General features: G+C 43.3%; 15 protein-coding genes. 5 read left to right on the top strand and 10 right to left on the bottom strand.

Translation table 11 applies throughout. From position 1 onward, the window contains the following. Positions 1–15 precede the first annotated feature (15 nt). The gene (locus JCM16418_RS00375) at positions 16–966 is read left to right on the top strand and encodes an alpha/beta hydrolase (RefSeq protein WP_036645100.1); all 951 of its coding nucleotides are present in this window, start codon (positions 16–18) and stop codon (positions 964–966) included. A gap of 177 nt (positions 967–1,143) precedes the next feature. Here the strand turns inward: JCM16418_RS00375 and JCM16418_RS00370 are convergent, their stop codons facing one another. Further along, positions 1,144–2,922: a B12-binding domain-containing radical SAM protein gene (locus tag JCM16418_RS00370; protein WP_036645097.1), complete on the bottom strand. Its 1,779-nt coding sequence runs from the start codon at positions 2,920–2,922 to the stop codon at positions 1,144–1,146. 16 nt (positions 2,923–2,938) lie between these two features. Beyond that, the gene (gene recQ, locus JCM16418_RS00365) at positions 2,939–4,804 is read right to left on the bottom strand and encodes a DNA helicase RecQ (protein ID WP_036645095.1); all 1,866 of its coding nucleotides are present in this window, start codon (positions 4,802–4,804) and stop codon (positions 2,939–2,941) included. A gap of 201 nt (positions 4,805–5,005) precedes the next feature. On the opposite strand from recQ, the gene JCM16418_RS00360 reads away from it, so the two are divergent. After that, positions 5,006–6,013, top strand: a complete 1,008-nt coding sequence (locus JCM16418_RS00360; RefSeq protein ID WP_036645093.1) for an RluA family pseudouridine synthase — start codon at positions 5,006–5,008, stop codon at positions 6,011–6,013. A gap of 84 nt (positions 6,014–6,097) precedes the next feature. Here JCM16418_RS00360 and JCM16418_RS00355 read toward each other — a convergent pair whose 3' ends face one another. The 4 genes from JCM16418_RS00355 to JCM16418_RS00340 form a co-directional block, all read right to left on the bottom strand. Then, the gene (locus JCM16418_RS00355; protein ID WP_036645091.1) at positions 6,098–6,634 is read right to left on the bottom strand and encodes a hypothetical protein; all 537 of its coding nucleotides are present in this window, start codon (positions 6,632–6,634) and stop codon (positions 6,098–6,100) included. 44 nt (positions 6,635–6,678) lie between these two features. Beyond that, entirely contained in the window at positions 6,679–6,969 is a 291-nt protein-coding gene (locus tag JCM16418_RS00350) for a DUF6509 family protein (RefSeq protein ID WP_036645089.1), read from the bottom strand. Between the two features lie 161 nt (positions 6,970–7,130). Next, entirely contained in the window at positions 7,131–8,063 is a 933-nt protein-coding gene (locus JCM16418_RS00345) for an AEC family transporter (RefSeq protein WP_036645087.1), read from the bottom strand. Positions 8,064–8,133: 70 nt separating this feature from the next. Continuing rightward, a complete protein-coding gene (locus tag JCM16418_RS00340; protein WP_242403664.1) occupies positions 8,134–8,775 on the bottom strand; it encodes an NUDIX hydrolase in 642 nt (213 codons plus the stop codon). Between the two features lie 114 nt (positions 8,776–8,889). Between JCM16418_RS00340 and JCM16418_RS25270 the strand changes: the two genes are divergently transcribed. Beyond that, positions 8,890–9,048 (top strand): hypothetical protein, encoded by a 159-nt coding sequence (locus JCM16418_RS25270; protein ID WP_162832466.1) that lies wholly within the window; start codon positions 8,890–8,892, stop codon positions 9,046–9,048. A 198-nt stretch (positions 9,049–9,246) separates the two neighbouring features. On the opposite strand, the gene JCM16418_RS00335 is transcribed toward JCM16418_RS25270, so the two are convergent. The 4 genes from JCM16418_RS00335 to JCM16418_RS00320 all read right to left on the bottom strand — a co-directional run bounded on the left by JCM16418_RS00335 (position 9,247) and on the right by JCM16418_RS00320 (position 15,125). Next, positions 9,247–9,633, bottom strand: coding sequence for a rhodanese-like domain-containing protein (locus tag JCM16418_RS00335; RefSeq protein WP_036645085.1), 387 nt, complete (start codon positions 9,631–9,633; stop codon positions 9,247–9,249). A 179-nt stretch (positions 9,634–9,812) separates the two neighbouring features. Beyond that, complete coding sequence (gene odhB / locus JCM16418_RS00330; protein ID WP_036645082.1) at positions 9,813–11,090, bottom strand: 2-oxoglutarate dehydrogenase complex dihydrolipoyllysine-residue succinyltransferase; 1,278 nt, start codon at positions 11,088–11,090, stop codon at positions 9,813–9,815. Between the two features lie 5 nt (positions 11,091–11,095). Continuing rightward, positions 11,096–13,987 (bottom strand): 2-oxoglutarate dehydrogenase E1 component, encoded by a 2,892-nt coding sequence (locus JCM16418_RS00325; RefSeq protein WP_036645080.1) that lies wholly within the window; start codon positions 13,985–13,987, stop codon positions 11,096–11,098. A gap of 253 nt (positions 13,988–14,240) precedes the next feature. Next, entirely contained in the window at positions 14,241–15,125 is an 885-nt protein-coding gene (locus JCM16418_RS00320; protein ID WP_036645078.1) for a DUF72 domain-containing protein, read from the bottom strand. A 188-nt stretch (positions 15,126–15,313) separates the two neighbouring features. Between JCM16418_RS00320 and JCM16418_RS00315 the strand changes: the two genes are divergently transcribed. Together JCM16418_RS00315 and cysK are read left to right on the top strand one after the other, a co-directional pair. Further along, positions 15,314–16,042: a YwaF family protein gene (locus JCM16418_RS00315; protein ID WP_036645076.1), complete on the top strand. Its 729-nt coding sequence runs from the start codon at positions 15,314–15,316 to the stop codon at positions 16,040–16,042. Positions 16,043–16,125: 83 nt separating this feature from the next. Next, the gene (gene cysK, locus JCM16418_RS00310) at positions 16,126–17,049 is read left to right on the top strand and encodes a cysteine synthase A (protein WP_036645070.1); all 924 of its coding nucleotides are present in this window, start codon (positions 16,126–16,128) and stop codon (positions 17,047–17,049) included. Positions 17,050–17,095 lie beyond the last annotated feature (46 nt).

The following is a 17,095-nucleotide window of genomic DNA, read 5'->3' as shown; positions in this document are numbered from 1 at the left end:
AGGAGTGATCGGAAGTTGATTGAACAATCATTTATCATGACCGACCCTACGGGGTTTCACGTTCACGTGTATCAATGGCTTCCGGACTCCAGCGTAGCCATTAAGGGCGTTCTGCAAATCGCTCATGGGATGTGCGAGACAGCCGAACGATATACTCGCTTCGCAGAAAAGCTTACTTCTGCCGGTTATACTATTTATGCACATGACCAGCGAGGTCATGGACTTACAGCAGGCTCCCTCAGTCAACTAGGTAATGCCGGCGTGGATGGTTTCAACCGAATGGCTACCGATATTATTCAGCTAGGTGAATTCGCTGCTGAACAGCATCCAAATGTTCCACTATTCTTAATGGGCCATAGTATGGGATCTTTTTTAGTACAAAAAGTAATGAGCATGCAGGGTAGTCACAAATACGATGGGTTCATCCTTTCCGGAACCAATGGTCCGCAAAGTAGGCTGATGCTTGGCAAGTCTCTTGCTAGGCTCCAAGCCCGAATGCTCGGGGAAGGCCATCGTAGTCTGCTGATGAATGGTCTCGTCTTTGGTGCTTTTAATCGCAGCTTCTCTCCCTCTCGCACCGACTTTGACTGGCTATCCCGTGATCCTAAGGAAGTAGATAAATACATCGAAGACCCATACTGCGGCGCGATCTGCGCAGCTGGTTTCTTCCGAGACTTCTTCGGTCTACTGCAAGATATACAACAAGTTGAAACTCGTTCACGTATTGCTAGAAATAAACCAATCTATATGTTCAGCGGAGAAAAGGATCCTGTCGGCATGTCAGGTAAAGGTGTGCGCAGACTTGAATCCATTTACCGAGACTTATCTATCGAGGATGTCGAATGCCGTCTATATCCCGAAGGTCGACATGAAATGCTAAATGAAATTAATCGTGATGAGGTCACCAATGATGTTATAGATTGGCTGGATCGGCATCTGAGAACAGATGTCATCTTAGAGGAGTAATGACAACGGTTGAACATCGCGGCATATTAGCATCTCTCCCCATAGATGTATAACAAAAAAGTCACCGAGCCTAACAGATGATTCCATCATCTATTAGATACGGTGACTTTTTGATATGAAAGAAGGTTAATCCAGTTTGTAATCGCGGCCCCTTCTTCATGTTTACGGACTTATGTTCTACAACAAACTAACTGCTTGTTGTAGCTTCATTGTGAAGTAAATCGGCTGTCCGTTCTCTTGCTGCTGATACAAGACGATAAGTAGTGTACTCGATGCCTTTGGGATAGACGTGTCTATATCAGAGTCGGTTATCATATGATCCAGTGAGAACGGAAGCACATCTAACACAGCATGCTTCTGGAGATCACGTTCACTCAAACCAAGCGCTGCGAAAGAAGTCGATACCTGCTCAGGGTTCTCAGCTAGCTTCTTCATCCATACACTCCACTCCTCCTTACGAAGGGGTTCCTCCCACCAAATCTTACGTGGCTTGTACTTGTGATTCATGAAGTAATCCAGCTTCATCAAGCCTAGTATGATCTCCATATTTGTGGTTTCCCTATTATGCAGAAACGCCGTGAGACGCGTAAACAAATCCTCTAACTGATGACCAATCTTCTGCCAGCCTTGACCTTCCCAGAAATCACCGAACTGCTGGAAGAAATCAAATGGAGATTCGAACTCATACTTAATTAAATAAGTAACCGTGTGGTCCATTCGATGTGCATTCCAATACTTCTCTAAGACGTCCTCAAGCCTTTTCAAACGTACAATATCTCCGAACGGAAGCTTATGACTCCCTAAAATTTCATACGGAGCCTGATCCATATAGGTGTAATTATACTTCTCAGCATCTCGACGTAAACCAGTACCACGTAACATTTTTAAGAACCCAAGCTGAAGTTCCTCAGGGCCAAGCGCAAATACGTCATTAAACGTTTTACGGAATGTAGCATAATCTTCTTCTGGCAGACCCGCAATCAAGTCTAGATGCTGATCAATCTTGCCGCTGTTCTTGATAATATTAACGGTACGAGACAGCTTCTCAAAGTTTTGACGGCGTTTCACAAGTACGTTGGTTGGATCGTTCGTAGACTGAACACCAATTTCAAAACGGAAGATACCCGGAGGTGCATTATCCGCCAAAAATTGCAGCACTTCTGGCCGCATAATATCCGCCGTAATTTCAAATTGGAACACACAACCACGGTTATGCTCAATGAGGAACTCAAACATCTCCATCGCATAGGTGCGGTTTATATTAAAAGTTCGATCTAAGAATTTAATGATTTTGGCGCCATGGTCTATCAGATACGTAATATCCGCTTTCACACGTTCTATATCATAATACCGTACGCCAGATTCAATACTGGATAGACAGAACTGGCATTGAAAAGGACAGCCGCGGCTCGTTTCAAAATAAACAATTCGTTTACCAAGATCCGGAATATCTTCGGCAAAACGGTGGGGGGTCGGGAGCGAGTCCAACTCACTTTTCGGCCGAGGAGGATTAATGATGATTTCTCCCTCTTTACGGTAAGCAACTCCATAAACAAAGTGATACTTCTGTTCACCATTCATGACCTGCATCAGATGATGAAGAGTCTCTTCCCCATCACCCATGACGATGAAGTCTACGCCTTGGATACGCTGCATCCATTCATAGGTGTCATAGGACACCTCAGGTCCACCAAGTACAATGGTAACTTCGGGCATTACCTTTTTGACAATTTCAATCACTTTAATCGTCTCTTCGATATTCCAAATATAACAAGAGAAACCAATCATATCAGGTTTGCGTTGGAACAAATCCGAAACAATATTCATTACAGGATCTTTAATCGTGTACTCTGTAAGTTCAATATCAAACTCATGCTGGCTATACGCTTTTAATAAACGAATGGCTAAGGAAGTATGGATGTACTTGGCATTTAGTGTAGATAAAATAACCTTCATGGGTCACGACCTTCTTCTATTCATAATTACCGTCATAGCTGTCATCGCTCTGTTGGGTGAAGAAATCAAGAAACGGTTGGCCGTACTTGCGGAACTTCACTTCGCCGACGCCTTTTACATTCAGCATTTCATATTCTGTACGTGGGCATACCACACTCATCTCACGCAGAGTAGCATCGTTGAAAATAATGTAAGAAGGAACATGCTCCTTCCCCGCAAGCTCACGCCGAATAAGGCGAAGTTGCTCGAATACAGTCTCATTCACAGCCGATGGTGAGTGATCTCCACCTCGTGTTCCTCTAGAGCGTGCAGATGTCCCCGATCCTGATGCCGATGGACGGACCATCCGCTGCATGACTTGTCTCTGACCCTTCAGCACATCAGCCGCTAGTGGCTGAAGACGTAGTACAGGATACTGTCCTTCTGAGAGGGACAAATAACCTTCCGAGGCCATCACATTGATGATTTCAGAAATGTCTTTCTCTGTGCGATTCGCCATGGCTCCATAGGTAGATAAGCTATCAAATCCGTATTGAAGTACTTTTTTGTTACGTGATCCTTTGAGAACGGATGCTACCATCGATACCCCAAAGCGCTCTCGCATTCGGTGTATACATGAGAAAATTTTCTGAGCATCAACGGTCATATCAATTAACTCACGTTCATCCGTACAGGAACTGCATATTCCACATGGCTCGTCCGTATGTTCTTCTCCAAAATAATCGAGCATTGCATTACGAAGACAGCGTGTCGTATAACAATAGTCTACCATTTGCTGGAGCTTTCGGTAGTCGTTATGTTTACGCTCTGACTCCAATGGATTCTGCTCAAGTAGGAATTTCTGGGTCATAATATCCTGTGCGCTAAACAGCAAAATACATTGACTGGGCTCCCCGTCACGTCCTGCACGCCCAGCCTCTTGTACATATGCCTCCATATTCTTAGGCATGTTGTAGTGGATGACATAACGGACATTGGACTTATCAATCCCCATCCCAAATGCATTTGTAGCAACCATCACCCGAATATCATCATATAGAAAACCTTCCTGACTCGCTGCCCGCTCATGATCACTCATGCCTGCGTGATAACGGCCAACCGCAATTCCAGCTCCACTAAGCCGCTGGTAGAGGTCATCTACATCTTTGCGAGTAGCCGCGTAAATAATGCCAGGTTGATGGCTGTTGGATGAGATATAACTCTTCACAAAATCCCGTTTATTCTCCCCACGCAGTACAGACATGGCTAAATTGTCACGCCCGAGGCCTGTAACAAAGACCTGCGGCTCCTGCAAACGCAGCAGTCGAAGCATGTCGTCCGTGACCTCTGGCGTAGCTGTCGCGGTAAAAGCCGCAACAATAGGACGCTGAGGCAATCCTTCAACAAATGGTGCCACGGCCAGATAACTTGTGCGGAAATCATGTCCCCACTGCGATACACAGTGAGCTTCATCCACGGCAACGCAGGAGATTGGCAGTGTCGCCATTTCATCACGGAACCAGTCTAGTTCCAACCGCTCTGGCGCAACGTAGAGCAGCTTGAGCTCCCCGCGTTTGGCTGCACGAATTCGATCATTTACTTCTTTGCCGCTGAGAGTACTATTAATGTAAGCAGCAGCTATTCCCATCGTGGTGAGTGCATCCACTTGGTCCTTCATGAGTGAAATAAGTGGGGAAACAACTAGCGTTAATCCTGGTAATAATAATGCCGGAATCTGATAACAGACGGATTTACCTCCGCCTGTCGGCATAATGCCAAGCGTATCCCGTTGTTCTAGCAGACTAGATACAATATGTTTCTGACCTTCCCGAAAATCGGGATAACCGTAATATTTTTGCAGCATATGCTGTGCTTGATCCAATGTTAAAGCTTCCATATTCATTACAATTGGCTCCTTACTACAAACTCTTTATCACATGTACATTTTCACTATTTCTAAGTTTAACGGCCTTTGTCTAAATGGGCAACCACAGCCATAAGTTTATAGAACTCGTTTGGATTTAGCAGAGCGTAGATTCATGGCAATACCTGTTCACTCATGGTATATTGAACAAATACTAATCAGGATGGAGAATTAAGAAACATGACGAACAAACCGCGTCCTAAGCAAGGACAGGCATCGTATAGCAAACGTACTTCCGGTAATCGTTCTGCTACACCAAGAAGCCATTCCAAAGGAAATCCAACTGCGCCGCATGAGAGTAAAGATAAGTCCAAAGACTACACCGTGTTGGAAGTGGGCGAATTGCTGCCCTTCCTGATCAAGCATGTATCTAGCGAAGGACGTAATGCCCTTAAATCCATGTTAGCTCGGGGACAAATCTCCGTGAATGGTAGCAGTGTTACTGCATATAATCATCCCCTTCAGCCGGGGCAAATCGTAAAGGTAAGCAAGGAAAAGATTGTTGAGGAAACGCCACTGCTTGGACTTAGCATTCTATATGAAGATGACGACGTCATCGTAATCTCCAAAGATGCGGGATTGTTATCTATTGCGACAAAAGATGAAAATGAAATCACAGCATATCGCCAGTTAACTGCACATGTCCGTCAATCCAACCCGAAGCAACGCATTTTTGTGGTTCATCGGCTAGATCGCGATACTTCTGGCGTGATGATGTTTGCCAAGCGCGAAGAAGTACAACAGAAACTTCAGAGCAACTGGCAGGACATGGTGCATGAACGTACGTATATCGCCCTCGTTGAAGGTAAGGTGAAGAGACCCGAGAATACCATCACCTCATGGCTCAAGGAAACGAGTACATTCAAAATGTATTCCAGTCATCACGAAAACGACGGCCAGAAAGCTGTGACTCACTATAAAACAATTCAGTCCAATCGTAATTTCTCTTTACTTGAAGTCCAGCTCGAAACAGGACGAAAGAATCAGATCCGCGTCCATATGCAGGATATGGGGCATCCCATTGCCGGTGACAAAAAATATGGTGCACAGACGAAGATGGTCAACAGACTCGGCCTTCACGCAGCCGTTCTCGCATTTGAACACCCTGTTACAGGCCAACCGATGCGGTTTGAAATCCCTGCGCCTAAATCTTTTCTAAAATCATCACAACCAGAAGAATCTAAATAAAGCGATAGCCGCTGGAACCGGGTCAATATTCTCCCATATCCAGTGGCTATCGCTTTTTATTGCTCATTATTACTCATGGCTTTCCTAACTTACTTGCCAGCGGTGGCTATATTGTTGAAGCTTGGGATGGAGCCTTGAAGCAGCTGGTTCCTCAGAGAGCACAAGCCTGATTTTCACGATCCACTCTTCAAACGAAGCAAATGATGCAAAGAGATTAGCCATGTCGGGTGTAACGTATAAAAAGTATGGTGAAGCGTACTTCTCCGTAACGAACCGCAAGGTGGTATCGATCGGGGTATACTTCTTTCTTTTACTTTCCCAACCTTCCATAACTACCGGAACACGCCCGGTACCCTCATGCTCCTCCATCCATTCCAACAAACGCTTCTCACGTTTATACAGAGCACTTACAGGCTCCTTCATCATACGCCTTACGGTTTCTTCATGAAGAGGATACAGCACCATTTTGGTAAACGTGAGCTTCTCTGCACAAAGCATAGCAGCATCTAACTCAGCATCCGATGTATGTTCAAACGTGTCATAAAAAATTAGTGTGCCTCTGTTCTTCTCTGCTGCTGGAGGCTTGTATCCGAAAGGTACGGACTGAACTTGATGTCTCATGTAACATTCCACCTCCTAAGCAATGTCATTCGGTTAACTGCAAACTATTCGTCAGACAGATGTTCTTTACAAAATAGATCAATCATTGCAATTTCATCATCTTCTAACTCTAGATCCTGGTACTTATCTGTACCCTTCTCATACACCTCATACTTCACAATACCGAAGTTGTCATCTTCCACACGGTATATTACTCTCACATATAGTCCATTCTCTGTAAATATCTCATCATCTTCTGCAACCTCAATTTGAAGTGTAAATTCGTAGCGGTCGCCTGTCAAAATATGAAAAGGATCTTTAACAGCCTCCACCTGATATTCATTAATGATTAGCATAATTTCGTCCCTTCTTATCTGCTTCAAAAGTATGTACATTCTGCACTACAGTCATACCGAAATAACAGTATTTCCATCACTTCTATTCTAACAGATAACATCTTGATATGTATTCCTCATATATGGATTCATTATATATGTATTCCCCAAGTAATTGTGATTTACTGCATCCAACCTATCATCAATGGCAGCATGATGAAAGAAGCAAGCGTCGTCCACAAGATACACTTCGTCACGACCTTCGGCGCAGCATCAAACTGTTCGGCTAAAATGACTGCATTTACTGCGGCAGGCATTGAACTCAAGATGAGGAGAACATCAAACAAGATCCCTCGCACTCCCATAATGTATAGAATAAGAGCAGAAGCAAGTGGTGATAGAATCATCCGCAGTACGAGACCCGCGTAAAAGGCTTTATTCATAGAAGACGTTAATGTTGCTGACTCCTGTTTGTTCGCACTTACCATTTGGGCTCCCAGCACAATAAGTGCCATTGAAGCGTAAGCCCCAGCTAACATCGAAACGCCTTGATCTAAGCCTTGTGGCAACTCTACATTTGTCATCCTAAGGATCATAGCTATTGCAGCAGCATAAATCGATGGGAGCTTAAAAACGGATAGCGTCGCTTGCTTCATAGAGAAATGAGATCTAGCAGCAAAGTAAACGCCTATCGTATTCACTATAATAATTTGAATAATGACGTATACCGAGGCCTTATCCAGCCCTGCCTGCCCTAATGCAAGTAAGACAAGCGGCAGCCCATAATTTACACAATTCGTAAACAGTGTGATCAGTGTAAGTCCAGATCGTTCTGCTGGAGGCAGCGACAATATCTTTCCTACACCTGTTGAAATTCCCCACAGTAACAATAAATTAATGATGCAGAATAGTGTGGTTTGAGTCACATCACCATACGTAATATTAGCTTTTAATAATGTATCCAAAATAAGTGCTGGGCTGAGTATATAAAGTGAGAGAACGGAAAGTGGTTTTGTATCTATCTTCTTAAACTTTCTGATCAATGCCCCACCTATGACTGGAAGTGAAATAGGCAAAAAAACATGGTAAACCGTTGAAATGAATGTTTGGAGCATCCTACACCACTACTTTCTGGATGTCTGGTTTGGTAACACTGCGTACGCAGTGGTCTTCAAAATCATTCCATTAATCAAACAATGGGATCTGTTCGGGTTGACGCTTCAATTGAAACATCATATGTATCTGTGCATCGGTATTTCGATCCTGAGAAAGCTTCGGTAAATCATTTTCCTTGAAAAATTGCACCCCACTCGTTTCTATTCCAATCTTAGCTTGTCCACCCGTTATTTCACATGAAATAAACATTTTGTACGCTTGATAAGGTCCTGGCGGATTATGCTTGTGATTATCAAGAACAGCAAGAAGTTGTAAGGGCTTTACTTCGTAGCCAGATTCCTCATGAACTTCCTTAACTGCAATTTCCGATGGAGAAAATCCAATGTCAGCCCATCCCCCCGGTAACGACCATACGCCTTCTTTCTTTTCACGAACTAATAAAATTTCATCTTCACCGCGAAAAATCACGCCGCGAACGTCTACCTTCGGAGTCGCATAACCTCGTTCACTCGCAAACAATTCCGTAAGCTTGCTATCATTTACGTTTGTATATTGCTCCATAATTTCTACGCTTAATTCACGTAATTGCTCATACCGCTCTTGATCGTAGACATCAGCAGTATAAGTTATCCCCGTTTGAGCTATAGCCTGTATTTGTTTAGCCCATTCGAGCCAACGCACAGGTTCCCTCACGTCCATATTTAATTTCATTATAATTTCTCCTCTGTGAATTATATTTATAAAAAAATAATGAGAAACATTATCAATTAGAAAGAGAATGTGATACAATACTATTCATAACATACGAATAAGGAGTCGACGACCATGGTGAAAGCCCCAACTCAATACGCTTCTCTGCGCGTTGATGATTATCTAGATTTGCTTAATCTTGCAAAAGAACTACAAGACATCAAATGGCAGAAAGAAATTATGCGCAAACTCGAAAGATTGAATAATTCGTCAACACATCCGTCGCTTTGCTAATAGGCTATAACATAATTTAAACATTTGTAAGTACACATATATATAAACACGATTACCGTATTTTAAAAAGATGGCGAGCTTGAATTCCATCTTTTTTGTGTTTTTTCAGTACTTTTTCTCTTTCTTCTTGATACACATTAAAAAATCCTGCTTCTTATAGTTGCGTAGAAGAAACAGGATTAGCAAATCAATAGCTTGTTATTTATTACGTGAGCCTGTCCAAGAGGATATACCTCCACTCAGATTATTCACTTCCTTACAACCATTCTTCAACAAAATCTTTGCTGCTTGCTTACTTCTCATGCCACTTTGGCAATACACGAACACATCACCATTTTTGGAAATATCCGCAGATCTGCCCTCAATATGCGCTAACGGTATATTCACAGCGCCAGAAATGTGACCTTTCTTAAATTCATGTACTTCTCTTACATCAATCAGTTGCTTATTCTTAGACTGCTCCATTTTACTTCGAAAAGGCTCGTCCTGTAATTGGTTGAGACCTTTAATCGGTGCAAACATCCTATACAACATCCAGACTACAAACAGCACTAACAATATATTTACGATTGTTCCAGTACTCACTCATTTTCCTCCCCCGCACTCAATATACCCTATGGGGTATATTATATATGTAAAGAATAGTTCAATTTGCTCTCCAAGTCAAACATTCTCTATGTTCATCATTTACTTACATACCAAAGAAAAGCCTAAACGTCAATTGAACGTTTAGCTTTTCTAGTATCATTCGTTATATTGAAAGATTAACCTTCAAGTAATAGTGATTCTGGATCTTCCAGCATTTCTTTGACAGCTACCAAGAAGCGAACAGCTTCACTACCATCAACAATACGGTGATCGTATGACAAAGCAATATACATCATTGGACGATTCTCCATACGTTCTGCATCAATGGCTACAGGACGAAGTTGAATTTTGTGCATTCCCAAAATACCAACTTGTGGAGCATTTAGGATCGGAGTAGATAACAACGAACCAAATGTACCTCCGTTTGTAATTGTGAAGGTTCCGCCTTGAAGCTCAGACAATGCAAGCGAGTTGTTACGAGCTTTGCCAGCCAAAGAAGCAATCTCCTTCTCAATACCTGCAAATCCGAGACGGTCTGCGTCACGCACAACAGGAACAACGAGTCCTTCTTTAGCAGAAACAGCAATACCGATATCATAGTATTTCTTGACGATAATATCTTCCCCATCAATTTCAGCATTCAGATGCGGGAATTTCTTCAGCGCACCTACAACTGCTTTGGTGAAGAATGACATAAAGCCAAGACCAATCTCATGCTTCTCTTTAAAAGAATCTTTACGACGTTTACGAACATCCATAATCGCAGTCATGTCAACTTCGTTAAATGTCGTAAGCATCGCTGCTGTTTGCTGAGCCTCTACCAAGCGCTTAGCAATCGTTGCACGACGACGAGACATCTTCGTACGTTCCGCTGGTTTGCCTGGAACTTCTGCTTGCTGCGAAGCAGCTGAAGCTACTGGAGCTGGTGTTTGCGCAGGACGCGCAGGAGCTGGCTCCGCTTTACCTTCAGCAAAGTTCTTCACGTTTTCTTGGTAAATACGGCCTTTTGTATCGCGGCTTGATACTTGCTCAAGATCAATACCATGTTCTCTAGCAAGCTTTCGAGCTGCTGGTGAAGCAGCCAAGAAAGAGTCGCCTTGATCCGAGGTGCGCGCTGGTTCAGCAGCAGCTACTGGAGCTGGTGATGGTGCTGGAGTTGAAGCTGGTGCCGCCTGCGGAGCAGGAGCTTCTTCTGCCTTAGGCGCAGCAGCTGATTCACCCGCTGCTCCGATACGACCAATCACTTCACCGATGAGAACAGTATCTCCTTCTTGACGAAGGATTTTCTGAATAACTCCATCTTGTTCTGCACTGATCTCCAAGTTTACTTTATCTGTCTCAAGTTCTAAAAGTACGTCTCCTTGACTGACAGCTGCACCTTCCTGTACATGCCATTTATATATTGTTCCTTCTGTAATGGACTCTCCCATTGCTGGTACTGTAATGTCGCTCAATGCGGCTACCTCCCCAAGGTAATATTATGTTGAATAGAATTTTGATTTAGAGCTGTTGAAACAATTTGATTCTGTTCGAAACTATGCACTTGTGAAAAACCACTAGCGGTACTCGAACGTTCTGGGCGACCGTTATAGTTAATTGCTACATTTTTAGGAGCAATTTTACGAATGTTTGATTCAGCATAGCGCCATGCACCCATGTTTTCAGGTTCTTCTTGAACCCACAAAATTTCTTTCAAATTACTGTAGCGGGCTAAGATATCGCTGATTTCTTGTTCAGGGAACGGGTACAATTGTTCCACACGAATAATGTGAAGCCAATTCAAGCCCTTCTTCTCTTCTTTATCCAGCGCCTCTTCCAGTTCTACAGCAATTTTACCACTACACAATACAATGCGTTCTACGAGCTTAGCTTTCTCACCCATTCCTTGCTGTTCCAGTACAGACTTGAATCCACCCTCACTAAATGCCAAGCGATCTGAAGCAACACGTGGATTACGAATTAAGCTCTTCGGAGACATCACAATTAGTGGTCTAGCATCTTCACTTTCCGTTAATGCAGCCTGACGGCGGAGCAAATGGAAATACTGCGCGGCAGTCGTTACATTAGCAACCGTGAAGTTCTCTTCACCACAGAGTTGTAGGAAGCGTTCCAGACGAGCACTTGAATGCTCTGGTCCCTGTCCTTCATAACCGTGAGGTAGTAGCATAGTCAAGCTAGATTTCTGACCCCACTTCGAACGACCTGCCGAGATGAACTGATCCGTAATAACCTGTGCACAGTTGGAGAAATCTCCGAATTGAGCTTCCCAGATGACCATAGTCTCTGGTGAATATACGTTATAGCCATATTCAAATCCGAGCACAGACGCTTCAGATAATGGGCTGTTATAGATTGCAAAGGAAGCACGAGCTTGCGGCAATTTATGCAAAGGACAGTATGTTCCACCATTCTCAGTGTCATGAAGCACCAAGTTACGATGTGCAAACGTTGCACGCTCAGCATCTTGACCTGTTAATCGAATAGGTTTGCCATCTGCCAGAATGGAAGCGAAAGCCAATGTCTCCGCTAAACTCCAATCCACCTTCTCGCCTTCATTAAGCGCACCTTCACGCCGCTCAAGAATACGTTGCAGCTTCGGATATACATTAAATGAATCAGGGCGTTTAAGCAGCTCTGTATTCATTTCGCGTAGCTTATCCAGTGACACGGCTGTCTTAATTGCAGCAACACGTTCACCACTAGGCGTCTGGATATTCGTACTCGCTGGCTCTTGTTCCTTGTCCTTGATTAAATCGTAAGCGTCTTTAAGACGAGTCTGAACTTCCTGCAGCAACTGATCTGCTTGCTCCTTAGATACAGAACCTTCCTTCTTCAAGGAGTCCGCATAAATACTCGCAACACGCGGATGATTCTTCACCTTCTGATAAATCAAAGGCTGAGTTGTATCTGGATCATCTGTTTCGTTGTGTCCGTAACGACGGTATCCCACAAGATCAATCAAGAAGTCTTTCTTAAATTTATTACGATATTCACTTGCCATCCGCATCGCCGTAATACAAGCTTCCGGATCGTCCGCGTTTACGTGAACAATTGGAATCTCGTAACCTTTAGCCAAATCGCTTGCATAATGCGTAGAACGTGAATCTCTGCTTTCTGTTGTAAAACCAATATTATTATTGGCAATAATATGAATGGTTCCGCCGTTCTGGAATCCTGCCAGTTTATTGAAATTCAAGGTCTCAGCAACAATACCCTCACCTGGGAATGCTGAATCGCCATGAATCAGAACCGTAGCAGCTTTGTTTACATCCTGTAGAGGGTAACCAGGCTGCGTACGATCTTCCTGCGCAGCACGAGCGAATCCTTCAACGACAGGATTAACAAATTCCAAGTGACTCGGATTATTAGCCAGTGTAATACGAGCCTGAATTTCACTACCGTCTTTAAATACGCGTTTAGCGCCTAAGTGGTACTTCACGTCCCCTGTCCATCCGAAATTGATACCCATTGAACCTTCAGATGGGAACAGCTTCTTGTTAGGGGAGTGCTGGAATTCAGCAAAAATCTTATCGTATGGTTTACCTAAAACGTGAGCTAGAACATTCAAGCGACCCCGATGCGCCATACCCATCAGGACATGCTCTGCTCCGCCATCAATCATGTTACGTACAACTTCATCTAGCATTGGTACAAGAACATCGTTACCCTCAATGGAGAAACGCTTCTGTCCTACAAATGTACGATGCAAGAATTCTTCAAACTGTTCAACTTCAAGAAGTCTTTCAAGCAGAGCTTTCTTCTCCCCAGCATCAAGTGGTGCAGGAGTCGTTCCACATTCTGCTTTGCGATTAAGCCAGATCCGCTCTTCTACTTCGTGTACGTGACTAAATTCATAGGCAATCGTGCCTGTATAAATTTGACGCAACTTCTGAATAGCATCCCAACCTGTTTGTACATCATCAGGTGCTAAATCCCAGATCATGGATGCAGGGAATGCTGCTAGATCTGATTGGCTCAGACCGTATTGCTCAGGTTCAAGCAAACGTGTATCCGCAGCCGGAATAATGCCAATTGGATCAATGTCTGCTGCTAAATGTCCATAAGCCCGAATGTTCCATACCAGTTTCCCGGCATCAACGCCCTTCTTCAGCAGATTACTATCTGCTTGCAGTTGGCTGACTGGGGCTACCGGTACAGATGCAACAGTCGTATCTGAAGGGGGAGCTCCCCAAAGTGTAAAGACTTTGCGGTACGCCTCATCAACAGACTGAGGATCGTTTACGAAACGTTCGTACTGCTCTTGAACATAACCCAAATTGGGACCGTAATAATTTTCCCATTGTCCTTGCGCTTGTGTGTCTTGCTTCGTGTCTTGCTTATTGGTTATCATCGTTAACGTGATACCTCCGCATAGATTTTTTAATAGTCATATGAAATGAATAATCCGTTCAATTTACAGCTGTTAGACGGACAATCAGAATAAGGATCTTGTAAGCCGTTCCACAAAACTGCAAGCAGCTTCATCCTCTATTATAAACGTAACGTCACCATACCTAAAATAACCATTTAATATAGTTATGATCTAAAAAACAGATCAATCAAGATAAATATCTCTATAAAAAGAGCTGAATTCATGTTTTTCTCTAATTATGATCATCAAAAAGAGATAATTGGGCCGGCGGGAGCTGAGGCAGTTCCATTCCAAGCAACGACATAAGCTGTCTTGCATTGGAAGCAGCATCGCCTCCCGAATTATTATTAAAAACGACCCAACATTCCCGAGTTGAACGGAGTAATTCGCGTATATGGTCTCTCCACTCTATCAGCTCCTGCTCGCTATAACGATACAGGTATCTGATTTCCCTCCAGTTAGGTTGTCCACTAGCATGCCAACCTGCTGTATGCCTTCCATGCATACGTACTAACGTGATATCATCACGTGTAGGTACGAGCACCGTTGGCACCGAACCTTCCCCTGCCTGAGGCTCATCGCAAATGGTATGAATCCATTCCTCTTCCCTCATAAAAAGAAGCGTACGTTCACGCATATCTTCACTGAACCAGCTCTGATTGCGGAATTCCAGAGCAAGCGGCAAGCCTTTCATCCACTCTCGTGTACGCCGAAGAATATCCACATGTTTATGCTGACAATCAAACCACGGTGGATATTGAAATAAGACGGCTTTCAGTTTCCCTTGTTGCTGCATAACTTCTACCGACTCACGAAATCGCATAAACATCGTTTTAGAATCAGGATATGGACTTTCACCTCGCGCATGCCCAGTCATTCCTTGATAAGCCTTTACAATAAATCCAAAGTGCTCTGGCGTTTGTAAGCTCCAGTTAAGCATCCGCTCAGGAGATGGAATACCATAGAAAGAACTGTCCAATTCTACTAAAGGAAACTGAACACTGTAGTCATGGAGCTTCTGTCCAGATTTAATCCCTTTTGGATAAATATCGTCATGGTCTCCCCAACCCGTTAATCCAATCTGAACATGTCCGTTAAATAAATTTTCTTGATTCATTTCAATCGACTCCATTGTCCTATTATTATGACCTATTTGGACTCTATCTAACTCTTAACCTATATACGTTAGGTATACACACAAAAGCACTTATGTATCTATTCAAATATCATATTTAAGTGTATCCCGTTATCATTAGCATTTGCTATAATTGGAATAAAATTGCTCAAGCCACGGGAGGTCGTACCATGACGACGAATTCATTCGTGCTTTTCTCCACACCTCATCTGGTTTTTCTTCTTGCACTGCTATTGGTTTCGGTATTCATGCTCACTTTCAAATCCATCATTCAACATAGCTCTATTGCTAAAAGAACACTACGTTATACAATAATTGGCATTCTTATGTTGTCTGAAATCGGTCTAGATGGATGGAATATTCTAAACGGAAGCTGGAGCATCCGCTATACTCTTCCCCTTGAATTGTGCAGTATCTCTCTACTGCTATCCATCGTCATGATGATTACACGCAACCATATATTATATCAAATTCTTTTCTTTGCTGGGATTGGCGGTGCGCTGCAAGCACTAATTACACCGAATATCGGTTACGGATACCCACATTTTCGCTTTCTACAGTTTTTCATCGCACATATATTTATCGTACTTGCCTCCCTTTATATGACTTGGATTGAAGGATACAGGCCAACATGGAAATCGATTGGACTCACGATGATATTCCTCAACATCCTAGCCGTTATTATTGGTACGGCTGATTACCTCTTAGGATCTAACTACATGTTTCTAATGTCCAAGCCAGATACCCCTTCTATTCTTGATTTCCTGGGACCCTATCCTTATTACTTATTTGTAGAAGAGCTCCTCGCTGGATTCATTTTTGTACTCATGTATCTCCTATTCTTCGTCATACCTAGTCAACTTAGGAGAAAACAAAGACCTAAACAAATAAATGTTTGAATTGAGATCATATTCAACAACGCTTATAATATTCCTACAACCCTATAGGTTTAATAGATTATTGAAAAAGGAGCCTATCCCTTATGAGTCACAACAAGATTGTTAATCATATTACGGAGTTAATCGGAGATACTCCTGCTGTTCGGCTTCATCGCCTGACTGGTGAACAAGACGCAGAAGTATATGTGAAGCTAGAATCTTTTAATCCAAGTGGTAGCGTGAAGGATCGAGCTGCTTTTAACTTGATTGAACAGGCAGAACGTGATGGCCTACTTAAACCAGGTTCTACTATTATTGAACCGACCAGTGGGAATACCGGTATTGGATTAGCAATGAATGCTGCTGCCAAAGGCTACCGTGCAATTATGATCATGCCAGACAATATGACTAAGGAACGGATCAATTTGCTTAAAGCATATGGAGCTGAAGTCGTACTCACACCTTCCGCACAGCGTATGCCGGGAGCTATTCAAAAAGCTCAACAATTGCACGCGGAAATTGCAGATAGCTTCGTTCCGCAGCAATTTGAGAATAAAGCCAATCCTGATATCCACCGCGTAACAACCGCAATTGAAATTATTGAACAAATGGATGGACGTTTAGATGCCTTCGTTGCTACCGCAGGCACGGGTGGAACGATTACGGGAACGGGTGAAGTACTTCGTGAGCGGATTCCTGGCATTCAAATTTATGTGGCTGAGCCGAAGGGTTCACCTGTACTATCTGGCGGTGAACCAGGTCCCCATAAGCTTGTGGGAACGAGCCCGGGCTTCATCCCAACCATATTAAACACAGATGTGTATGATGAAATTTATCAAGTCTCAGATGAAGACGCTATTACAACAACAAGAAGATTAGCGCGCGAAGAAGGAATTCTTGTTGGTCCTTCCTCAGGTGCATCTGTTTGGACTGCACTTCAAGTTGCACGTAAGCTAGGTCCTGGCAAGCGTGTACTCTGCATTGCACCGGATACAGGTGAAAGATATTTGAGCATGGATATCTTTTGAAATTGTATAAAAAGGCTTCCACCTTTGGTGGAAGCCTTTTTTTCAT

Origin of the sequence: Paenibacillus pini JCM 16418 (genome assembly GCF_000576305.1) — a bacterium.
In the GTDB taxonomy this organism is placed as follows: domain Bacteria; phylum Bacillota; class Bacilli; order Paenibacillales; family Paenibacillaceae; genus Paenibacillus_AQ; species Paenibacillus_AQ pini.
The sequence above is the reverse complement of the archived record's forward strand: the minus strand, read 5'-3'. Positions and strand labels throughout refer to the sequence as shown.

Coding starts and splice junctions, on each gene's coding strand:
- JCM16418_RS00340 (WP_242403664.1), bottom strand. CDS start 8,775: ATGAAATTAAATATGGACGTGAGGGAACCTGTGCGTTGGCTCGAATGG.
- JCM16418_RS00370 (WP_036645097.1), bottom strand. CDS start 2,922: ATGAAGGTTATTTTATCTACACTAAATGCCAAGTACATCCATACTTCC.
- JCM16418_RS25270 (WP_162832466.1), top strand. CDS start 8,890: ATGGTGAAAGCCCCAACTCAATACGCTTCTCTGCGCGTTGATGATTAT.
- JCM16418_RS00315 (WP_036645076.1), top strand. CDS start 15,314: ATGACGACGAATTCATTCGTGCTTTTCTCCACACCTCATCTGGTTTTT.
- JCM16418_RS00355 (WP_036645091.1), bottom strand. CDS start 6,634: ATGAGACATCAAGTTCAGTCCGTACCTTTCGGATACAAGCCTCCAGCA.
- JCM16418_RS00325 (WP_036645080.1), bottom strand. CDS start 13,987: ATGATAACCAATAAGCAAGACACGAAGCAAGACACACAAGCGCAAGGA.
- cysK (WP_036645070.1), top strand. CDS start 16,126: ATGAGTCACAACAAGATTGTTAATCATATTACGGAGTTAATCGGAGAT.
- JCM16418_RS00345 (WP_036645087.1), bottom strand. CDS start 8,063: ATGCTCCAAACATTCATTTCAACGGTTTACCATGTTTTTTTGCCTATT.
- JCM16418_RS00360 (WP_036645093.1), top strand. CDS start 5,006: ATGACGAACAAACCGCGTCCTAAGCAAGGACAGGCATCGTATAGCAAA.
- recQ (WP_036645095.1), bottom strand. CDS start 4,804: ATGAATATGGAAGCTTTAACATTGGATCAAGCACAGCATATGCTGCAA.
- JCM16418_RS00320 (WP_036645078.1), bottom strand. CDS start 15,125: ATGAATCAAGAAAATTTATTTAACGGACATGTTCAGATTGGATTAACG.
- JCM16418_RS00350 (WP_036645089.1), bottom strand. CDS start 6,969: ATGCTAATCATTAATGAATATCAGGTGGAGGCTGTTAAAGATCCTTTT.